Raw genomic sequence first — 19,356 nt, forward strand, 5'->3', positions numbered from 1 at the left:
GGGAGATCGTCCGTCGTTCAACCGTGATGACCGTGGTGAGCGTAGGCCGTTCAACCGTGACGATCGTCCCGGTGGGGACAGGCCGTCGTTCAACCGGGACGATCGTGGTGAGCGCAGGCCGTTCAACCGTGATGACCGTCCCGGTGGGGACAGGCCGTCGTTCAACCGTGATGATCGTGGTGAGCGCAGGCCGTTCAACCGTGACGATCGTCCGGGTGGGGAGCGTCGTTCGTACGGTGACCGTGATCAGGCTCGTGGTCAGTACGGTTCGCGTCCCGATCGTGGTGAGCGTAGGCCGTTCAACCGTGATGACCGTCCCGGTGGGGAGCGTCGTTCGTACGGTGACCGTGACCAGGCTCGTAGCCGTTATGGTTCGCGTCCTGACAGCGGTGAGCGCAGGCCGTTCAACCGGGATGACCGTCCGGGTGGGGACAGGCCGTCGTTCAACCGTGACGATCGTGGTGAGCGCAGGCCGTTCAACCGCGACGACCGTCCCGGTGGCGGTTACCGGGGAGACCGCGATGGCGAGGGGTCACGCACCCGTTATGGCCGGGATGACCGGTCCGGTGGCCGTGACGAGGCTCCCGGTCGCCAGCGTGAGGAATTGCCGGAGCTCGCCCCGGACATCACCGCGGAGGAGCTCGACAAGGAGATTCGCGAGGAGCTCCGTTCCCTCCCGCTCGACCTCGCGGAGCTGATCTCCCGCCACCTCGTGGCAGCCGAGAGGGCTCTGGGCGAGGGCGACGCGGAGCGGGCGTACGAGCACACCAAGGTCGCCCGCCGCTTCGCGGCCAGGATCGGAGTGATCCGCGAGGCGGTCGGCATCGCGGCCTACCATGCCGGCCACTTCTCCGAAGCACTCAGCGACCTGCGCGCGGCCCGCCGGATGACGGGTTCTGACTCGTTCCTGCCGATCATGGCGGACTGCGAGCGTGGCCTCGGCCGCCCCGAGCGCGCCCTCGATCTGGTCCGCTCCAAGGAGGCCGAGCGGCTCGACCGTGTCGGCAAGATCGAGCTCGCCATCGTGGAGTCCGGCGCCCGGCGTGATCTCGGTCAGCACGATGCCGCGGTCATCACCCTCCAGCGCCTGCCCGAGCTGCGCGACACGCGTCCCCAGCCCTGGTCGGCCCGTCTCGCCTTCGCCTACGCCGACGCGCTGTTCGAGGCGGGTCACGAGGGGCCCGCCACCGAGTGGTTCGGCCGGGCGATGGCTTTCGACGAGGACGGTGAGACCGATGCGGCCGAGCGTTACGCGGAGCTGACCGGGGCTGTCATCGAGGATCTCGAAGAGGACGACGATTTCGAGGACGAGGAAGCCGACGACGACCGCTTCCTGGACGACGTCGACGATGATGACGATGACGAGATCGACGCCGATCTCGACGACGTGGCGACGCTGGACGCGGACATCGAGGACGAAGACGATCTCTACGAGGAGGCGTTCGGCACGGGAAAGCCCGTGATCGGTGATGCCCTGGACAACGGCACTGCTGACCCGAACGGAACGGCCGGTACCGAGCGGAAGATCCAGGAGGCTGTCGAGCCGGCCTTCATCGAACCTGACTTCGGCGACATCCTCCGGGACGCCCCCGACGTCAACGACGATCGGGACGAGGACGACGAGCAGGGCCAGAATCGCCGGAGCAAGCCCGAGGAGAAGTAGTTCCCCGGGGGACTTCGCGGTATTTCGGGGGAGCGGGCGAACGGCCCGTTCCCCCGAAACGGCGATTCCAGCGCGGTCCTGGCTGGTAAGGACGCGTCCTTACGACTCCGTCCGGTCCAGCCAGTGCAGGATGCCGGCCACGTTGGACGGGGCGCCGCTCAGCAGTTCGAACTGCTCGGCGGTGGCCTCGTCCGCCTTCAGCGCCGCATAGCGGTCGCGGGTCCGCTCCCTGACCATGGCCACCGCGTGGTCCAGGTCCATGGCCTGTGAGCGAGCCTGACGGGTCAGGTCGACCCAGACGCGCAACTCCTCGGCGGAGCGTCCCAGAATCTCCTCCACGTCCGTGACCGGTCCGTAGTGGCTGAAGAGCAGCCGTTGCGGGCCCAGCGCCCTGAACAGGGCGATCGAGTCCAGCGCGGTCTGCAGGTCGAAGTCCGGCGGGGGCGTGGCGGGGCGTAGGTCGCCCGTCTCCGGAAGGTAGACCCCGGCCGCGTCGCCGACATAGAGGTCACCGGTACCGGAGTCGATGAGCCCCACGTGATGTTTGGCGTGTCCCGGGGAGTAGTGGCTGCTCAGCGTGCGTCCGTTGCCGAGGTCGATGGTGCCTGTGTCGCCTAGCGCGCGAATCCGCGAGGCTTCGGTGGGGGAGAGCTCGCCGAACAGGATGTCCAGCTTGTCACCCCAGACCATTCGCGCGCTGGCCATCAGCCTGGCCGGGTCGGCGAGATGCCGGGCGCCTTTCTCGTGAACCACGATCTCCGCGTCCGGGTAGAAACCGGCGAGGTCCCCGACTCCGCCCGCGTGGTCCAGGTGGATGTGCGTGACAGCGATCGTCGCGAGATCCGCCGGGCCGACGCCCAGCGAGGTCAGGGCGTCGCGTACCACGGGGGCCGAGGTGGAGGTGCCCGTCTCCACCAGGCAGGGCCGATCTCCGAGGATCAGGTATCCGGCCGTGATACTGGAGTATCCGGCCATCCTCGTGTCGATCTCATAGACGTCTCCGCCGAGGGCGGTGATGTTGTCCACAGGTCACCTCATATCTGGAACCGGCGTCCCCAGAACGGTATTCGGCCATTCCGGCGCAGCTCACATCGTAGAGAGTCGTCCTCGTCCGCTCACTTCCGTATGTGAAGAAAGGTGTCGTCTCGGAGGTGAACGCGTGAACCCGGTCACTGTTCGGACCTCCAGGAGCCAGAGACCTCAGAGTCGCTCAAAGCCCCGGCCTGCTGAGGGGCCGGGCCGCTCGTGAGCAGACGCAGCACCAGGCCGGTGCGGGGTTTGGGGCCGAAGGAGGTGGACTTGCGGGGTACCCGTTCCCCCCGGGCCGCGATCGCGAGCACGTCCTCGACCGCCAGCGGGCGCAGCAGCACCGCAGTCCCGCCGGAGGCCCGCGCGAGCTGTACGGCGGCCTCCGGATCGTGGTGGACGACGCGCACCGAACGCTCGTCGTCCCGCATCCCCCACACCTTCGGCAGAAGGAACTCCGCGAGGATGGAGGTGTTCAGCGCCCGCCACCCGGCCGAGCGGTCGGTCGGCATGGCGTGCGCGAGCCTGTCGGGGTCGGGATCGGTGAGCAGGTAGGCGGGACCCCCGCCGGACAGCAGGTAGGCCGGTCCGGTGCTCTCCTCCAGCGCGGCCAGCCCCTCGGTCAGGCCCGCGTGCTCCCGTACCTGCCAGGAGCTCCTGGCCTTGGCCAGTGCCTCCCCGAGCGGCAGTTCGGGAATGACCCGGTGGATGGCCTTCAGATGCGGGGGATAGGCGCTGGAGTCCACCAGGAGCGCGAGACCGAAGTCCCAGGGCCCGGGCTCGGGCCTCGCGGCGTGGTGTTCCCGCTGGAGTTCGAGGTAGGTGGCGTAGCGGTGGTGCCCGTCGGCGATCAGAGCCTGGCGGGGGCGGAGATCGGCGTTGATGGAGGCGAGCTCACCGGTGTCGGTGACGGCCCACAGCCGGTGCCTGACCCCGTCGCCGGTCACCGCCTCCGCCAGCGGAGGCCGGGAGGTGGCGATCCGGTCGACGAGGCGGGTGGCGGCGCCGCCCGCGCCGTCGTAGAGCAGGAAGATCGGCTCCAGGTTGGCCTCCGTGGTGCGCATCAGCGCCAGCCGGTTGGCGACCGGTCCGGGCATCACGTTCTCGTGAGGCAGGACGATGTGCTGTTCCGGCCCCGCCAGGCCCACGTCGCCGATGAGTCCGCGCTGCAGGATCCCGGGCCCGGACTGCTCGTAGACGTAGATCGCGGGTGTCTCGTCGGCGGCCAGCACCCCGGAGGAGAGCCACTCCTGAAGTCTCTCCCGTGCCTCGGCGTACCTGGGCTGGTCGATGCCGGGAAGGATCAAACGCACCACGTTGTTGGGGTGGGTGTCGAGCAATTCCCGTACGCCCGCCTTGTCGATGAGATCGTAAGGCGGCGAGGTGACCCCGGCCAGATCGTCGACCGTGAACCGTACGCCGTGGAACGGGCGTAGCACCAGCCCGTCGGGCACCGGCAGTTCAGGATTCGCCATAGAGGGCATGCTGCCATAAAGGCCTGAAACGGCCGGGCGCCGTCTCGAGGCTGCGGTGGTGCCCGGTCCCGTCAGGGAGTCGGCCAGATCTGTCGTCTGTCGATGAAGGAGGCCTCACACAATGGTCCAAGGACGTAGCGGTCCGTCTGATTCCCCCAACCCCGAGACGGGCGCTCCGGTCGGGGACGTCTACGAATGGTTTCAACGAGGGATGAGGTTGCTGGCCGAGGGGAGCCCGGCGGCGGCCGCCGCGCTGCTGGAGCGGGCGGCCTACGCGGAGCCGGAGTCCCGGAGCATCCGTGAGGCTCTCGCCCGGGCGCAGTTCAACTCCCGGCAGTACGCCGACGCGGTCGACAGCTTTCGCTGGATCATCGATGCGAATCCAGCCGAGGACTACGCGTATTTCGGTCTCGGGCTCGCCCTGTGGCGGACCGGGGACATGGAAGGAGCCCAGGAGCCGCTGGCCATCGCCGTCGCGATGCGGCCCGACCAGCGGCACTACGTCTCCGCTTTGAAAAGCGTGCGCGCCACGTTACGGGCCCGCCGGATGTGATCCGTATGTGATCTGTGCGAGCAATGGAACGTGGATGATGAAATAGGTCGGTGGACACAGACGCGCTGATCGACCTGTATGACACCCTCCTCCTTGATCTCGATGGGGTGGTGTATCTCGGACGCGACGCCGTACCCGGGGCGCCCGAGGCGCTACGCCGGGCGGCGGAGCGCGGTGTGCGTCTCGCCTACGTCACCAACAACGCCTCACGCACCCCCGGCGCCATCGCCCAGCACCTGAGCGCGCTGGGCGCTCCGGCGACCCCGGACGACGTCGTCACCTCCGCCCAGGCAGCCGCACGGCTCGTGGCCGAGCGGGTCGCGCCGGGTGCCGCGGTGCTGGTGGTCGGCGGGATGGGACTGCGCACCGCGTTGCGCGCCCATGGTCTGCGTCCGGTCAGCACCGCCTTGGACAGCCCGGTCGCGGTCGTCCAGGGCATAGCCCCCGACCTCTCCTACGGTCTGCTGGCCGAGGGGACACTCGCGGTGCGTGAGGGAGCGCTCTTCGTGGCCGCGAACGCCGACTCGACCATGCCGACCGGCAGAGGCGAGTTTCCCGGCAACGGCGCGATGGTCAGGGTCATCGCCACGGCGACCGGAGTGGAGCCGATCGTCGCGGGCAAGCCCGAGCCGCCCCTGCACCGGGAGTCGATGCTCCGTACCGGATCACGGCGCCCCCTGGTGGTCGGCGACCGGCTCGACACCGACATCGAGGGGGCGACCAACGCCGGAGTCGACAGCCTGCTGGTTCTGACGGGGGTGGCGAACGCGCTCGACGTGCTGACCGCGGCTCCCGGACACCGGCCGACCTATGTCGCCGACGATCTGTCCGCACTGCACCGGCCCTATCCCGTGGTACGGCGGGCTCGGGACGGGTGGACCTGCGACGGGTGGACGGCCCGCTGGCAGGAGGGCGCCCTCGCCCTTGAGGGAGGAGGCGAGCCGCTCGACGGCCTCCGCGCCGCCTCAGCCGCGACCTGGGAGGCCGCGGGGGAGGGCCGGGCGGACGAGGACGCGGTGAAGGCGGCACTCGACTCCGCGTTCTCGCCCGCAGGCTGAGAGTGCCGTCCTCGTCCAGACGGCCCCCCAGGTGATCCCGCCCTCGGGCGGGACCCTCAGAGAAGCTTGCGCAGGCGGAGAAGGTCGCCGAAACTGGCGTCGACCCTGACCCGGCCGCCGAACACGGCCCGCCCCATGTCGAGTTCCCCGTTGACCAGGGCGACGAGATCATCGCTGCCGATGGTCAGTTTCACCTCTGCCTCCCTGCCGTCGTCCGAGGGCAGATCCTCGAAGGGGCCGAGACCGCCGTGGTGGATGCGGCCGTAGAAGGTCACGCCGAGATCCTTGATGTGGCAGCTGATACTGCGCTCGACCACGTGCTTGGCGCGGCTTGCCTGGTCAACCTCGTCGAACTGCTCGCCGAGTTTGCGCAGTGCCGCCCGGCACTCGTCGACGGTCGCCATCGCGTGGCGCTCCCTTCTCTTCCGGACCGGCCTGAATCCCTTTCAGGTACGGACGGTAGCGTTCCACATGGGTACGGCATGCAATCCGGCGCGGGGGTGTGCCGGGAAAGAGGCGTACGCCGCGGCGCACGAAACCCCGAGGAGGGTGTGCCTGGGCGGCCGCCGATCTTAATGAGATGACAACGCGCGAGCCCCCCGCGATAGTTCGCGCTTTACCCAGCTTTGAAGAAACCGCACTCCCGGCCCACGTCAGGGCGGCCGGAGGTGGGAGGCGACGGAACCGGGGAGGCCCGCCGGGGCGACGGGGGACGCGGGTTCCGATACGGTCGGGGAATTCACGGGCACGGGACCGGTGAGCGTCGCGTCCGTGCGGCGGCAAGGGGCGCCGGGACGGCCACGACGGCCGAGGCGGCCAGGAGAGGATCCGGAGGGGGCGCATGACGGACCTGCTTGAGGAGACGGGCGACGAGCGGGCGGACGCCGCGCTGGGCGGGCTCGCCCGGCTCGGCGCCCTGCCCGTCTCCGCGCACGCGGACGTCTTCGAGGAGGTGCTCACCGGACTGGAGCAGGCGCTCGCCTCGGTGGACGACGCCCCGGACCGGCACCCGTGAGCCGGCGGGTACGCCTCGACAGTGAACTCGTCCGCAGGAGGCTGGCGCGCTCCAGGGAACAGGCGGCCCAGCTCATCGAGGCAGGCAGGGTCAGCGTCGGCGGCCGGGTGGCGGCCAAGCCGGCGACCCAGGTCGACACCGCCTCGGCCATCGTGGTGGTGGAGGAGACCGGGGGCCCGGACTACGTCTCGCGAGGGGCGCACAAGCTCCTGGGCGCGCTGGAGGCGTTCGGTCCCCTCGGCCTCACGGTCGCCGGGCGCCGCTGCCTGGACGCCGGCGCCTCCACCGGAGGCTTCACAGACGTGCTGCTGCGCGGCGGTGCGGCCCACGTGCTGGCCGTCGACGTCGGCTACGGCCAGCTCGCGTGGTCGCTGCGGACCGACGACAGGGTCACGGTCATGGAGCGGGTCAACGTCAGGGACCTGACGCCGGACATGGTCGGCGAGGCGCCCACCCTGGTCGTCGGGGACCTCTCCTTCATCTCGCTGCGCCTGGTGCTGCCCGCCCTGGTGCGCTGCGCCGCCGAGCGGGCCGATTTCGCGATGCTGGTCAAGCCCCAGTTCGAGGTCGGCAGGGAGCGGGTCGGCGCGGGCGGCGTCGTCCGTGATCCCGCGCTCCGCGCGGAGGCCGTCCGGGACGTGGCCGAAACCGCGCGGGCGCTCGGCCTGGCCGTGCGAGGGGTCACCGCGAGCCCGCTGCCCGGCCCGTCGGGCAACGTCGAGTACGTCATCTGGCTGGGTAAGGGGGAGGGGGCTCCGCCGGTCGCCGACCTCGGCGCCGAGATCGAGCGAGCGGTGGCGGAGGGCCCCCGGTAGCGGGCGACCTGGGAGAACACGACCTGACATCCTGCCCGGAGCCGAAACTCGGGGCACCCACACTGGAAGAGCTGAGTTGGACTTCCTCCCCAGAGCCAGGGCTCGGGGTCTCCACGCTCGAGGAGATGAGATGACTGCCAAGCGCGTCGTGCTGGTCACCGCGCACACCGGCCGGCCGGCGGCCGTCGACAGCGCCCGGATGGTGATCCAGCGGTTCCTGGACGCCGGATTGACCGTGCGCGTCCTCAGCGCCGAGGCCGACGAGATCGCCTGCGCCGGGGCCGACGTGGTGCCCGCCGGTTCGGCGGCGGTCGACGACGCCGAGATGATGATCGTGCTCGGCGGCGACGGGAGCCTCCTGCGGGCGGCCGAGTTCGCCCGCCCGGCCGGCGTGCCGCTGCTGGGGGTGAACCTCGGGCATGTGGGCTTTCTGGCGGAGGCCGAGGTGGAGAACCTGGCGGTCGCGGTCGACAGCGTGGTGGAAGGTCGCTACGACGTCGAGGAGCGGATGACCATCGAGGTCACCGCCCGCCTCAACGGCAAGTTGCTGGCCGACAGCTGGGCGCTGAACGAGGCCACCGTCGAGAAGAGCGAGAGGATGCTCGAGGTGGTCGCCGAGATCGACGGGCGCCCGCTGTCGCGCTGGGGGTGTGACGGGGTGATCTGCGCCACGCCGACCGGTTCCACCGCGTACGCCTTCTCCGCGGGAGGGCCGGTTGTCTGGCCCGAGGTGGAGGCGTTGCTGCTGGTGCCGATCAGCGCCCACGCGCTGTTCTCCCGGCCCCTGGTGGTCTCGCCCCGCTCCAGGCTCGCGCTGGAGGTCCAGACGGAGACCGCGGGAGCGGTGCTGTGGTGCGACGGGCGCCGCAGGTTCGACCTGCCCGCCGGGGCGAGGGTGGAACTGCGACGGGCCGAGCTACCGGTACGACTGGCTCGGCTGCACGGTCTGGAGGACACGGGCGCGCCGTTCACCGACAGGTTGGTCGCCAAGTTCGATCTCCCTGTACAGGGGTGGCGCGGACGTGTGAGGCCCTAGTACGGCAGGGCGGGTGACGTCTCAAGCGCGTAGGATCGTGCCCGCGCACCGCACTGATGTTCGGTGAATTCGATGTGACGGGAGGGACCAGTGCGACCCAGGGTCGAGGAGGTCCGAATCCAGGGGCTCGGCGTGATCGACGAGGCCGTCCTGGTGCTATCGCCGGGATTCACCGTGGTCACGGGCGAGACGGGTGCGGGCAAGACCATGGTGGTGACCGGTCTGGGGCTGCTGTTCGGCGGCCGGGCCGATCCCGCCCGGGTCCGTCCCGGCTCCGAGCGGGCCACCATCGAGGGCACACTGATCGTCGATCCGGCGGGACGGGTCGCGCAGCAGGTCCAGGACGTGGGCGGCGAGGTCGAGGACGGCGAGTTGATCATCTCGCGGACCGTCTCCGTCGAGGGGCGCAGCCGTGCCTGGCTGGGCGGGCGTACCGTCCCCGTCGGCACGCTCACCTACCTGGCAGAGGACCTGGTGGCCGTGCACGGCCAGATGGACCAGCAGCGGCTGCTGCAGCCCGGCCGCCAGCGCGCCGCGCTGGACCGCTACGCGGGCGAGGAACTGGTCAAGCCGTTGCGCGCCTACGAGCAGGCGTACAAGCGGCACAGGAAGATCGCGGAACAGCTGGCCGAGCTGACCACCAGAGCCAGGGAGCGTGCCCAGGAGGCCGACCAGCTGAGGTTCGGGCTCGGTGAGATCGAGAGGGTCGACCCCAAGGCCGGCGAGGAGACCGAGCTGCGCGAGGAGGAGGAACGGCTCTCCCACGCGGACTCCCTCCGGAGCGCCGCCGAGACGGCGCACCGGGCGCTGCTCGGTGACCCGATGTCCGGTGAGCAGGCCATGCCGGACGCCATCGCGCTGGTCGGCGAGGCCCGCACGACGGTCGAGGCGGTGCGCGACTTCGACCCGGCGCTCGCCGGTATCGCCGAAAGGCTCGCCGAGGCGGGCTACCTGATCTCCGACGTCGCCACCGAGCTGGCCGCGTACGCCGAGTCGATCGACGCGGATCCGGGCCGGCTCGCGGCGGTGCAGGAGCGGCGGGCCGCGCTCATCCACGTCATCCGCAGGTACGGCCAGGACAGCGCCGAGGTGCTCGCCTGGGCCGCTCGGGCCGCCGCGCGTGTCGCGGAGCTCGACGGTGACGACGACCGCATCGGTGAGCTCACCCGCGAGCACGAGGAGCTCACCGGGCGCCTCACCGAGCTGGCCGCCGACCTGACCCGGGTCAGGTCGGTGGCCGCGGAGCGCTTCGGGCAGGCCGTGACCGAGGAGCTCACCGCGCTTGCCATGCCGCACGCCAGGGTGGTGGTCACCATCGCCGCCGCCCCCGAGTTCGGCCCGCACGGTGTCGACGAGGTCGAGCTGCGGCTGTCGCCACACCCCGCCTCGCCGCCCCTGCCGCTGAACAAGGGCGCCTCGGGCGGCGAGCTGAGCCGGGTGATGCTCGCCATCGAGGTGGTGTTCGCCGGCGCCGACCCGGTCCCGACGTTCGTCTTCGACGAGGTCGACGCGGGCGTGGGCGGCAAGGCCGCGGTGGAGATCGGCCGCAGGCTGGCGCGGCTGGCCAGGACCTCCCAGGTGATCGTCGTCACCCACCTTCCGCAGGTGGCGGCCTTCGCCGACCAGCATCTCGTCGTGGAGAAGGCCGATGACGGGAGCGTGGTGCGGAGCGGCGTGATCGCTCTCGACAAGGACGGCAGGGCGCGGGAGCTGTCCCGCATGCTCGCCGGGCTTGAGAACTCCGAGCTGGGCCGCGCGCACGCGGAGGAGCTCCTGTCGATCGCGGCCGCCGACAAGGTGTGACCGGACATCCCCGGGAGGGACGAGGGAGTAAGTAGCGGTTTGAAAGAGTAATCCGTATGTTCCGGGGGAGCAGGTGGCGGGGGTCACTGGTGACGTACCTGACACGCTGCCGACTGTTTGGCTCTCCTGGTCGTTCACTCTGGCAGGATGGTCGTGATGAAGGTGCCGATTGACGGGCTTCAAGACAGGCTCACCGGGTACCTCCGCCGCAGGAAGGTCACGGACCTTCCCGGGGTGACGGCAGTGGCGAGAATCGATCGGCGGACCAAGAGGCTGACCAAGCGCCTCAGGGCCGGGGAAATCGCGATTATCGATCACGTTGACGTTGACCGGGTCAGCGCGGAGGCGCTTGTCGCGTGCGGTGCGGCAGGCGTTGTCAACGTCGCCGCGGGCATCAGCGGCCGTTACCCCAACCTGGGCCCGCAGATCATCGTTGACGCCGGAGTGCCGTTCGTGGACAACGCCACCTCCGAGCTGTTCGAGCGGATCAAGGACGGAGACCTGGTCCGGCTGCACGAGGGCGTCGTCTACCTCGACGATGAGGCGGTCGGCAAGGGCGACGTGCAGACCCCCGAATCCGTCGAGGCCGCGATGACCGAGGCGCGGGCCGGGCTGACCGTGCAGATCGAGGCGTTCGCGGTCAACACTATGGAGTACGTCCGCCGCGAGCGTGACCTCCTCATCGACGGGATCGGCGTTCCCGACATCCGGACCGTCATGGAGGGCCGGCACGTCCTCATCGTGGTGCGCGGCTACCACTACAAGGAGGACATCGCCGCCCTCCGTCCCTACATCCGTGAGTACCGCCCGGTCATGATCGGGGTGGACGGCGGGGCCGACGCGCTGCTGGAGGCCGGCTACCTGCCGGACATCATCGTCGGCGACTTCGACTCGGTCTCCACCAAGGCGCTCACCACCGGTGCCGAGCTGGTCGTGCACGCCTACCGCGACGGCAGGGCGCCGGGACTGGAACGGGTCCAGCAGCTCGGCCGCAGCGCGGTGCTCTTCCCGGCGATCGGCACCAGCGAGGACATCGCCATGCTGCTCGCCGACGACAAGGGCGCCGACCTCATCGTCGCCGTCGGCACCCACGCGACGCTGGTGGAGTTCCTCGACAAGGGGCGCTCCGGCATGGCCAGCACCTTCCTCACCCGCCTGCGGGTGGGCAGCAAGCTCGTCGACGCAAAGGGCGTCAGCCGGCTCTACCGCAGCCGGATCTCCACCCCGTCCCTGCTCCTGCTCGTCGCCACCACGCTGATCACCATGGGAGTGGCGATCGTCGTCTCTCCGGTGGGCAAGATCTGGCTGGACAGCGTCCGCGACATCTGGAGCGGCTTCATCTTCTGGCTGGTCGGACTCTTCTCGTGATCGATTTCCGCTATCACCTCGTCTCCATCGTCGCGATCTTCCTCGCGCTGTCGGTGGGCATCGTGCTGGGCACCACCCTCCTCGAAGACCCCGTCATCAAGGCGAGCGAGGGCCTGGCCAACCAGCTTCGCGAGGGCAACAACGAGCTCCGCACCCAAGTGGAGGCCCTGCAGCGGCGCGAGGCGGGCAACGACGCCTTCGTGGCCGCCGACACCCCCCGGCTGGTCCAGGACGCGCTCGTGGGCAGGCGCGTCGTGGTCGTCGAGGCGCCGGGCGCCACGGTGAGCGTGCGTGAGTCGGCGCAGCAGGTGATCGAGGAGGCCGGGGCGATCGTGACCGGCCGGATCACCCTGACCGAGAGGTACATCGACCCCGCCCAGACGGGTTTCGTCGACAAGCTGGCCGTCGGGGCCAAGGCCGCCGAGACCGTCTTCCCCGTCGAGGACACGGCATACGACAAGGCGGCCCAGGTGCTCGCCGACGCGATCGTGACCAGCGACCCCGTCCAGGCGGGCAAGGAGCATCCGGCCGGCGTGGGCATCCTCGACGCCTTCCAGCGCGCCGGCCTGCTCACCGTCACCGACGATCCCGCCAAGCGCGCGGAACTGGCCCTGATGATCGCCCCCGCGGAGGCGTACACCGGAGAGACCGCCGCCGGGCGAGCGGGCGCGCTCGTGGCACTGGCGCTGGGCCTCGACGAGGTGGGCCAGGGCACGGTGGTGGCCGGTACGCAGACCTCCGCCGCGGCCGGTGGGATCATCACCGCGCTCCGCGAGGACACCTCCTTCACGGAGAAGGTCTCCAGTGTCGACACCGCGGATATGCCCGCGGGGCGGGTCGTGGTGGTCTACGCTCTCCGAGAGCAACTGGCCGGGCTCGCCGGCCAGTACGGCATAGGCTCCGGCGTCTCTGGTATCAAGCCCAGCGCGACGCCCACCCCCACGGCCGTCACGGCCACCTCCGGAGGATGACCCGATGGCTCGTCGTGCTTTTCTCGGTGCCCTCACCGGTGCGCTCCTCGGCGCGGTCGCCGCGCGTGCCGCGTACGCGGCCTTCACCCGCAGGCCTCCGGTCGGCGATGTGGAGACCTGGGCGCGCACGAACCACAGGGGCGAACCGATCACCCTGCTGGAGGGCCCGGCGTTCGTCGCCGGTGCCGGTGCCGCGGCGGCCGTGATCCCCGGTCTGACCGGCAGGGCCCGGGTGGCGGCGCTGCTGGCCGCCGTGGGGGCCGGTGGTCTTGGTGCCTACGACGACCTGTACGGCGCGACCTCCTCCAAGGGGTTCAAGGGGCATCTGAGCGCCCTGGCCAAGGGGGAGGTCACCAGCGGGGCCGTGAAGATCCTCGGTATCGGCGCGACCGGCCTGGCCGCCGCGGCCGCCGTCTCCCGCGCGCCCCTCGACGTCGCCGTCAACGGCACGCTGATCGCCGGGAGCGCCAACCTGGCCAACCTCTTCGATCTGCGTCCCGGGCGTGCCGTCAAGGTGGGGCTGCTCGCCGGCGCACCCCTGCTCGCCGCGGCTCTGTTCAGGGGCGACCCGGTCCCGGCCACCCTGGCCGCGCTTCCCATGGGCGCCGCCGCCGCGCTGCTGCCCGAGGACCTCGGCGAGCGGGCCATGCTCGGCGACGCGGGGGCCAACGCGCTGGGCGCGCTTGTCGGCCTGACCGCCGCCGTCACCCTGGGCCGTCCGGGACGCCTGGCCGTGCTCGGCACGGTGGTCGCGCTGACCGCCGCCTCGGAGAAGGTCAGTTTCACCAAGGTGATCGCGGGCAACCCCGTCCTGCACCGCTTCGACATGCTCGGCCGTCGTCCCGTGGAGCAGGCACCCGCCACCCGATGAGCAGCAGGATCGCCCGGGGGGTCGCGGGAGCGGCACTTCTCATCGGGATCGTGACCGTCCTGGCCCGGCTCGTCGGGTTCGGCCGCTATCTCGTCCAGTCGCAGACCGTCGGCAACCTCTGCCTGAGCACCGCCTACAACACCGCCAACTACGTGCCCAACATCGTCTTCGAGCTGGTGGCGGGCGGCGCGCTGGCCGGGATGGTGGTGCCGGTGCTGGCCTCGGCGGCCTCCCGGGCCGACGACGACCCCGAGGCCAGGGCGGAGGCCGGCCAGATCACCTCGGCGTTGCTCACCTGGGTGATGCTCGTCATGGTGCCGCTGACGCTGCTCATCGTGGCGTTCGCCGGGCCGGTCGTCGCGCTGCTGGTGGGCGGTCCGGGCGGCTGCGACCTGGCGGAGGTCGTCGAGGTCGGCACCGGCATGCTCGTCGTCTTCGCCCCCCGCATGATCTTCTTCGGGCTGGCAGTGGTCCTGTACGGCGTGCTCCAGGCACACCGGCGGTTCATGGGCCCGGCCCTGGCTCCGCTGGTCTCCAGCCTGCTCATCGTCGGCTCCATGCTGCTGTTCGAGGTGCTCAACGGGACGGCCGCCGGGGACCTGGCGGACCTGACCGCCGCGGGGCAGCTCTCGCTCTCCCTGGGCGCGACCGTCGCCGCCGCGGCGATGGTGCTCACCGTGGTCGTCCCGGTGGCCAGGCTCAAGCTCCGGCTGCGGCCCTCGCTGTCGTTCCCGCCCGGGGTCGCGGCCCGGGCGCGCGGGCTCGCCACCGCCGGTATCGCCGTGCTGATCGCGCAACAGGTCGCGCTGCTCGTCGTCATCCATCTGGCCAACGACCTGGGCGGCAAGGGCGCGATCGGTGTCTACACCTACGCCTGGGCGCTGTACCAGCTGCCGTACGCGGTGCTCGTGATGCCGATCGCCACCAGTTCCTTCCCGGTGCTGTCCACCCGCGCCGAAGAGGGGGATCTGCCCGGGTTCAACGCTTTGACCTCCTCCACCACTCGGATCGTGCTGCTGGTGACGGGGCTCGCGGCCGGAGTGATGGCGGCGGTCGCGCTGCCGGTGTCGCGGGTCTTCCTGGAGGAGACCCCGGGCGGGGAGCCCACCGAGATGGCCAGGGCCGTCGCGCTGTTCGCGCCCGGTGTGGTCGGGTACGCGCTCATGCTGCACCTGGCCCGCATCCTGTACGCCTGCGGTCTGGGGCGGTCGGCGGCGGTCGCCTCGGTGACCGGGTGGGCCGTCGCACTGGCGGCACAGGTCGTGCTCGCCCACGCCGCGGCGGGTCCGGCCGACGTGGTCGGGCAACTGGCGCTGGGCAGCACGATCGGCATGACCGTCGGCGGGCTGCTGCTGGTCCTCGCGGTGCTCCGGGCCAGGGGGGCGGCCGCGTTGGAGGGAACGCCGCGCACCTTCCTGGCCGCCCTGGTCGGCGGTGTCGCGGCCTGGGGGGCGGGGCTGACCCTGGTCGACGCCTTCGGAGCGGTGTCCAGGTGGGAGTCCGTGGCGGTCGGACTGGCCGCCGCGATCGCCGGGACGGCCGTGTTCACGGCCGTGGCGATGATGATCGACAGGCGAGACGCCCGGGCGCTGCTGGCACGACTGCGCGGGGGACCGGTGAAGGAGGGGAACGGCTTCGATGGCTGATCAGGGGACGCGGGTGGCGTTCGTGCTGGGCACGAGCGAGGGAGGGGTCGGCAGGCACGTCGCCATGCTGGCCGGAGGGCTGGTGCGCGGCGGCCACCGGGTGGTCGTGGCGGGTCCCCCGAGCACGGAGCGGGCCTTCGGGTTCGCCGCACTCGGCGCGCGCTTCGTGCCGGTGCCGATCTCCGATCGACCTCGCCCGCTCGACGATCTACGGGCGGTCACGGCGCTCAGGACGCTGCGCGGGGCGCATGCCGTGCACGCCCACGGGCTGAGAGCCGGGGCGCTGGCGGCGATCGCGCTGGCCGGAACCGGGACCGGCTTGGTGGTGACCCTGCACAACGCCGCGACGGCGGGTGGCGTGGTCGGCGCGGTCTACGGCCTCCTGGAACGGATCGTGGCCCGCCGTGCCGACCGGATCCTGGTCGTCTCCCCCGATCTGGGGGAGCGGATGGCCCACCTGGGGGCCGGGCACGTCGAGGCCGCCGTGGTCCCGGCGCCCGCGCTGCCCCCTTCCGGGCGTGAGGCCGGGGACATCCGGCGGGAGCTCGGTACAGGAGAGCGGGTGATCTTCCTGACGGTCGCCAGGCTCGCCCAGCAGAAGGGCCTGGAGACCCTGCTCGATGTCGCGAAGGCACTGCCGGAGGTTCGCCGGGACGCGGGGCGCGCGCCGGGGCCGGTGTTCCTGGTGGCGGGGGAGGGGCCGTTGCGGGCGGAGTTGCAGGAACGGATCGACCGGGAGAACCTGCCGGTGCGGCTGCTCGGTGCCCGTACCGACGTGGGGGATCTGCTCGGGGTGGCCAGGGCACTGCTGGTGCCGAGCCGCTGGGAGGGGCAGCCGCTCACCGTGCAGGAGGCCCTGCGGGCGGGGACGGCGGTCGTCGCCACCGCGGTGGGGGGCATTCCGGCGATGGTGGGTGAGGCGGGGCTGCTGGTGCCGTACGGGGATGTCGCGGCGATGCGCGACGCGGTCGCGAGGGTGCTCGCCGACGACGCTCTCGCGGCGGAACTGGCCGCCGCCGCCGCCAGGCGAGGCCGTGGGATGCCGGGTGAACCGGAGGCGCTGGAGGCGGTGCTGGTGGTCTACGCCGGGCTTTCCCCGAGGGGTTGAAGGGGCCCGCTCGCGGTCCGCACCAGGTCCTCCGGAGGGGGGTTGGAGCCTGCGGCGGGCGAGGCGGGAAGCCCGGCGGAACAGGCGGAGAGGCCGTGATGTTGGATTAGGTGCCACCATGCCGGAGACCTATACTGGCGTGTTTAGGGGGGGAGTATCCCTTCGCGGCAGTCTCGTCATCACGGTGTTGCCTCGCTCCACGAGGCCCCCGGGGCTGTCGGTCCGCACTTCGACTGACTCAGTTGATGCCTCATGCGGGCGGGAGAGACCTCCGGCAGTCTGTCGTGCGCGCCGCCGGAGGTTTATCAGTTGTGATTGTTCCTGTCTGGGCATGGTTGGCCGTTATCGGCGGTCTGCTCGTCGTTCTCGCCTTCGACCTGTGGATCGTCGACCGGGGTGAGCCGCGGGAGTTCTCCCTCAAGCAGGCCGGGTTCTGGGTCAGCTTCTACGTCACCCTCGCGGTGATCTTCGGTATCGTGCTGTGGATCTTCGCGGGCCCCACCTCCGCGGGACAGTTCTTCGCCGGTTACATCACCGAGTACAGCCTGAGCGTCGACAACCTTTTCGTCTTCTACATCATCATGACCCGCTTCGCGGTGCCGAGGATCTACCAGCACAAGGTGCTGCTGATCGGCATCCTGATGGCGCTGGTCATGCGCAGCATCTTCATCGCTCTCGGCGCCGCCGCCCTGGCCAACTTCGGCTGGCTGTTCTACGTCTTCGGCCTGTTCCTGATCTACACCGCGGTCCAGCTCGTCCGCCAGTTCGGCCAGGAGGAGGACCTTCCGGAGAACGCGGTCCTGCGCTGGGCCCGGCGGGTGCTGCCGCACACCGACGACTACGTGGGTTCCAAGGTCGTCGTCAAGGTCAACGGCAGGCGCATGGTCACCCCGCTGCTGATCGTCATGATCGCCATCGGCACCACCGACCTGCTGTTCGCGCTCGACTCGATTCCGGCGATTTTCGGCCTGACCACCGACGCCTTCATCGTCTTCACCGCGAACGCGTTCGCGCTGATGGGTCTGCGCCAGCTCTACTTCCTGCTGGGAGGTCTGCTCCAGCGGCTGGTCTACCTCAGCTACGGTCTCGCGTTCATCCTCGGTTTCATCGGGGTTAAGCTGATCCTCGAGGCGCTGCACTCCAGTGGCGTCTCCTGGGCTCCCGAGGTGCCGATCTGGGTGTCACTGTCGGTCATCGTCGTCACGATGGCCGTCACCACCGTGATCAGCCTCGCGAAGGTCCGGCGTGATGCTCGCGCAGGCAAGGAAAACACCACCCCGGCGAGTGTCGAGCAGGGCTAGCGAATCGGCGTGTGAGGCGCTTTGCTTGTCTCATTGCGCCTTATAAGGGCTAAGAGATGGGTAACATCCTGCCCCAGAGCGGGTAGACATACCGGTCTAATGCCGCAAGACATCACAAAAGGTTCCCTGTGTCCCACGATTCAGCAAGCCACCGGCCAGGTCCGCTGGGCCTGGCACGTGGCGTCTCCCCGTGGTTGCTTCCGACCGTGGCCGCCGCCACCGTGACCTCCCTGCTCAGCCGCCGTGACCGGCGCTGGGCGCTGGCGGCGGTTCCGCTGACCGCGCTCACCGGTGGGATGCTCTGGTTCTTCCGCGATCCGGATCGGACTCCGGGCACCGGGCGGATCCTGTCGCCCGCGGACGGTGTGGTGCAGAGCATCGATCCATGGCCGGACGGCCGGACCAGGGTGGCGATCTTCATGAGCCCACTGGACGTGCACGTCAACCGGGCGCCGCTGGCCGGCACGGTCACCTCGGTGAAGCACGTCTCCGGGGGGTACCTGCCCGCGTTCAACAAGGACAGTGACACCAACGAGCGGGTCGTCTGGCACCTGGACACCGCGCTCGGCGACATCGAGTTCGTCCAGATCGCCGGTGCGGTCGCCCGCCGCATCGTGCCCTACGTGGCCGAGGGGGCGAAGGTCGCCAGAGCCGAGCGGATCGGCCTGATCAGGCTTGGCTCGCGGGTCGACGTCTATCTCCCCGAGGGGATCGCCCCGGCCGTCTCGGTGGGCCAGCGGACCGTCGCGGGGGTGACCGGTCTTGACCACGGCTGACGCGAGCTGGCCGATGGACGAGACGGACGACGAGCCGCGAGGACCCGTGGGCAAGGCGTTCCGCCTGTCGGCCGCCGACTCCCTCTCGCTGGGCAACGCCCTCTGTGGCTTCCTGGCGGTCTGCGTGCTCTCCTGGTCGGCCATCAACGCGCTGCAGGAGGGCAAGCCCTTCGCGGCCGACCCCCGGTTCTTCGGCACCGCCGTGGTGCTCCTGCTGATCGGTGCCACCTGTGACCTGTTCGACGGCCTGGTGGCCAGGAAGTTCCGCGCCTCGGCCATGGGGGCCGAGCTGGACAACCTCGCCGACGTGATCAGCTTCGGCTTCGCCCCCGCCTTCATGGTGGTCATCTGGGCGGGGTTCAATCAGCAGATCCCGTTCCTGCTGGTGATGACCGCGGCGGCGTCCGTGTTGCTGGCCGGGGTCATCCGGCTGGCGCGTTTTGCCTGTGTGAAGACCAAGAGCGGCGACTTCATGGGCCTGCCCATCCCGATGGGCGCCATGACCGTGGTCTCGGTCGTACTGCTGTTCCCCCCGTCGATCTGGACGATCCTGCCCATCTTCGGTGTGGCGTATCTCATGGTGAGCCGGATCGAGTACCCCAAGCCCAAGGGCAACGTGGCCGCCGGGGTACTCGCCTGGATGATGATCAACGTTGCCTGCCTGACCATCTGGGTCGCGGGCCTGGCCGGTGGCGACACGCTGATCAAGGTCGGGGCCGTCATGCAGATGACGATCGTGGCGGCCATCCCGCTGCGTGTCCTGATGTTCAAGCGGGAGAAGCGCAAGGAGCAGCGCAGGGCGTCCGCCGAAGTCGGCTGACCACCGGAACCGCCCGCCGGGACCGGCGGTCCCCGCGGGCGGAGGATCCCC

At 70.4% G+C, this 19,356-nt stretch carries 18 protein-coding genes; 15 read left to right on the top strand and 3 right to left on the bottom strand.

The window, feature by feature from the left end; genetic code table 11:
• The first annotated feature begins 604 nt into the window (after nt 1-604).
• The gene (locus AB0K21_RS18260; protein WP_364151251.1) at nt 605-1,663 is read left to right on the top strand and encodes a hypothetical protein; all 1,059 of its coding nucleotides are present in this window, start codon (nt 605-607) and stop codon (nt 1,661-1,663) included.
• A 99-nt stretch (nt 1,664-1,762) separates the two neighbouring features.
• On the opposite strand, the gene AB0K21_RS18265 is transcribed toward AB0K21_RS18260, so the two are convergent.
• The gene (locus tag AB0K21_RS18265; protein WP_343968968.1) at nt 1,763-2,689 is read right to left on the bottom strand and encodes an MBL fold metallo-hydrolase; all 927 of its coding nucleotides are present in this window, start codon (nt 2,687-2,689) and stop codon (nt 1,763-1,765) included.
• 143 nt (nt 2,690-2,832) lie between these two features.
• Nucleotides 2,833-4,164 carry a DUF1015 domain-containing protein gene (locus AB0K21_RS18270; protein ID WP_343968970.1) on the bottom strand — a complete coding sequence of 444 codons (1,332 nt, stop codon included), beginning with the start codon at nt 4,162-4,164 and terminating at the stop codon, nt 2,833-2,835.
• Nucleotides 4,165-4,285: 121 nt separating this feature from the next.
• Here AB0K21_RS18270 and AB0K21_RS18275 point away from each other — a divergent pair, with 121 nt between their 5' ends.
• Nucleotides 4,286-4,717 (top strand): tetratricopeptide repeat protein, encoded by a 432-nt coding sequence (locus AB0K21_RS18275; protein WP_343968972.1) that lies wholly within the window; start codon nt 4,286-4,288, stop codon nt 4,715-4,717.
• Between the two features lie 50 nt (nt 4,718-4,767).
• Nucleotides 4,768-5,775, top strand: coding sequence for an HAD-IIA family hydrolase (locus AB0K21_RS18280; RefSeq protein ID WP_343968974.1), 1,008 nt, complete (start codon nt 4,768-4,770; stop codon nt 5,773-5,775).
• Between the two features lie 56 nt (nt 5,776-5,831).
• On the opposite strand, the gene AB0K21_RS18285 is transcribed toward AB0K21_RS18280, so the two are convergent.
• Complete coding sequence (locus AB0K21_RS18285) at nt 5,832-6,179, bottom strand: SCP2 sterol-binding domain-containing protein (RefSeq protein WP_030905074.1); 348 nt, start codon at nt 6,177-6,179, stop codon at nt 5,832-5,834.
• A gap of 437 nt (nt 6,180-6,616) precedes the next feature.
• Here AB0K21_RS18285 and AB0K21_RS18290 point away from each other — a divergent pair, with 437 nt between their 5' ends.
• From AB0K21_RS18290 to pssA, 12 genes are all read left to right on the top strand, one after another.
• Nucleotides 6,617-6,790, top strand: a complete 174-nt coding sequence (locus AB0K21_RS18290; protein WP_343968977.1) for a hypothetical protein — start codon at nt 6,617-6,619, stop codon at nt 6,788-6,790.
• Complete coding sequence (locus AB0K21_RS18295; protein ID WP_343968979.1) at nt 6,787-7,605, top strand: TlyA family RNA methyltransferase; 819 nt, start codon at nt 6,787-6,789, stop codon at nt 7,603-7,605. Before AB0K21_RS18290 ends, AB0K21_RS18295 begins: the two co-directional genes overlap by 4 nt.
• Nucleotides 7,606-7,735: 130 nt before the next feature.
• The gene (locus AB0K21_RS18300) at nt 7,736-8,641 is read left to right on the top strand and encodes an NAD kinase (protein WP_343968981.1); all 906 of its coding nucleotides are present in this window, start codon (nt 7,736-7,738) and stop codon (nt 8,639-8,641) included.
• Between the two features lie 90 nt (nt 8,642-8,731).
• Nucleotides 8,732-10,444 (top strand): DNA repair protein RecN, encoded by a 1,713-nt coding sequence (gene recN / locus AB0K21_RS18305; protein ID WP_364151260.1) that lies wholly within the window; start codon nt 8,732-8,734, stop codon nt 10,442-10,444.
• A gap of 156 nt (nt 10,445-10,600) precedes the next feature.
• Nucleotides 10,601-11,812, top strand: a complete 1,212-nt coding sequence (steA, locus tag AB0K21_RS18310; protein WP_343968985.1) for a putative cytokinetic ring protein SteA — start codon at nt 10,601-10,603, stop codon at nt 11,810-11,812.
• Nucleotides 11,809-12,783 (top strand): copper transporter, encoded by a 975-nt coding sequence (locus AB0K21_RS18315; protein WP_343968987.1) that lies wholly within the window; start codon nt 11,809-11,811, stop codon nt 12,781-12,783. Before steA ends, AB0K21_RS18315 begins: the two co-directional genes overlap by 4 nt.
• Before the next feature lie 4 nt (nt 12,784-12,787).
• A complete protein-coding gene (locus AB0K21_RS18320; protein WP_343968989.1) occupies nt 12,788-13,654 on the top strand; it encodes a hypothetical protein in 867 nt (288 codons plus the stop codon).
• Entirely contained in the window at nt 13,651-15,300 is a 1,650-nt protein-coding gene (locus AB0K21_RS18325; protein WP_343968991.1) for a lipid II flippase MurJ, read from the top strand. The genes AB0K21_RS18320 and AB0K21_RS18325 overlap by 4 nt, the downstream gene beginning before the upstream one ends.
• Nucleotides 15,293-16,408 (top strand): glycosyltransferase family 4 protein, encoded by a 1,116-nt coding sequence (locus AB0K21_RS18330; protein ID WP_364151266.1) that lies wholly within the window; start codon nt 15,293-15,295, stop codon nt 16,406-16,408. The genes AB0K21_RS18325 and AB0K21_RS18330 overlap by 8 nt, the downstream gene beginning before the upstream one ends.
• 311 nt (nt 16,409-16,719) lie before the next feature.
• On the top strand, nt 16,720-17,709 hold the full coding sequence (locus AB0K21_RS18335) for a TerC family protein (RefSeq protein ID WP_343968995.1): 990 nt from the start codon (nt 16,720-16,722) through the stop codon (nt 17,707-17,709).
• Between the two features lie 128 nt (nt 17,710-17,837).
• Nucleotides 17,838-18,485 (top strand): phosphatidylserine decarboxylase, encoded by a 648-nt coding sequence (locus tag AB0K21_RS18340; RefSeq protein WP_343968997.1) that lies wholly within the window; start codon nt 17,838-17,840, stop codon nt 18,483-18,485.
• Entirely contained in the window at nt 18,472-19,305 is an 834-nt protein-coding gene (gene pssA, locus AB0K21_RS18345; RefSeq protein ID WP_343968999.1) for a CDP-diacylglycerol--serine O-phosphatidyltransferase, read from the top strand. Before AB0K21_RS18340 ends, pssA begins: the two co-directional genes overlap by 14 nt.
• Nucleotides 19,306-19,356: the final 51 nt, after the last annotated feature.

It is taken from the genome of Streptosporangium sp. NPDC049248, from assembly GCF_040678965.1.
In the GTDB taxonomy this organism is placed as follows: Bacteria; Actinomycetota; Actinomycetes; order Streptosporangiales; family Streptosporangiaceae; genus Streptosporangium; species Streptosporangium fukuiense.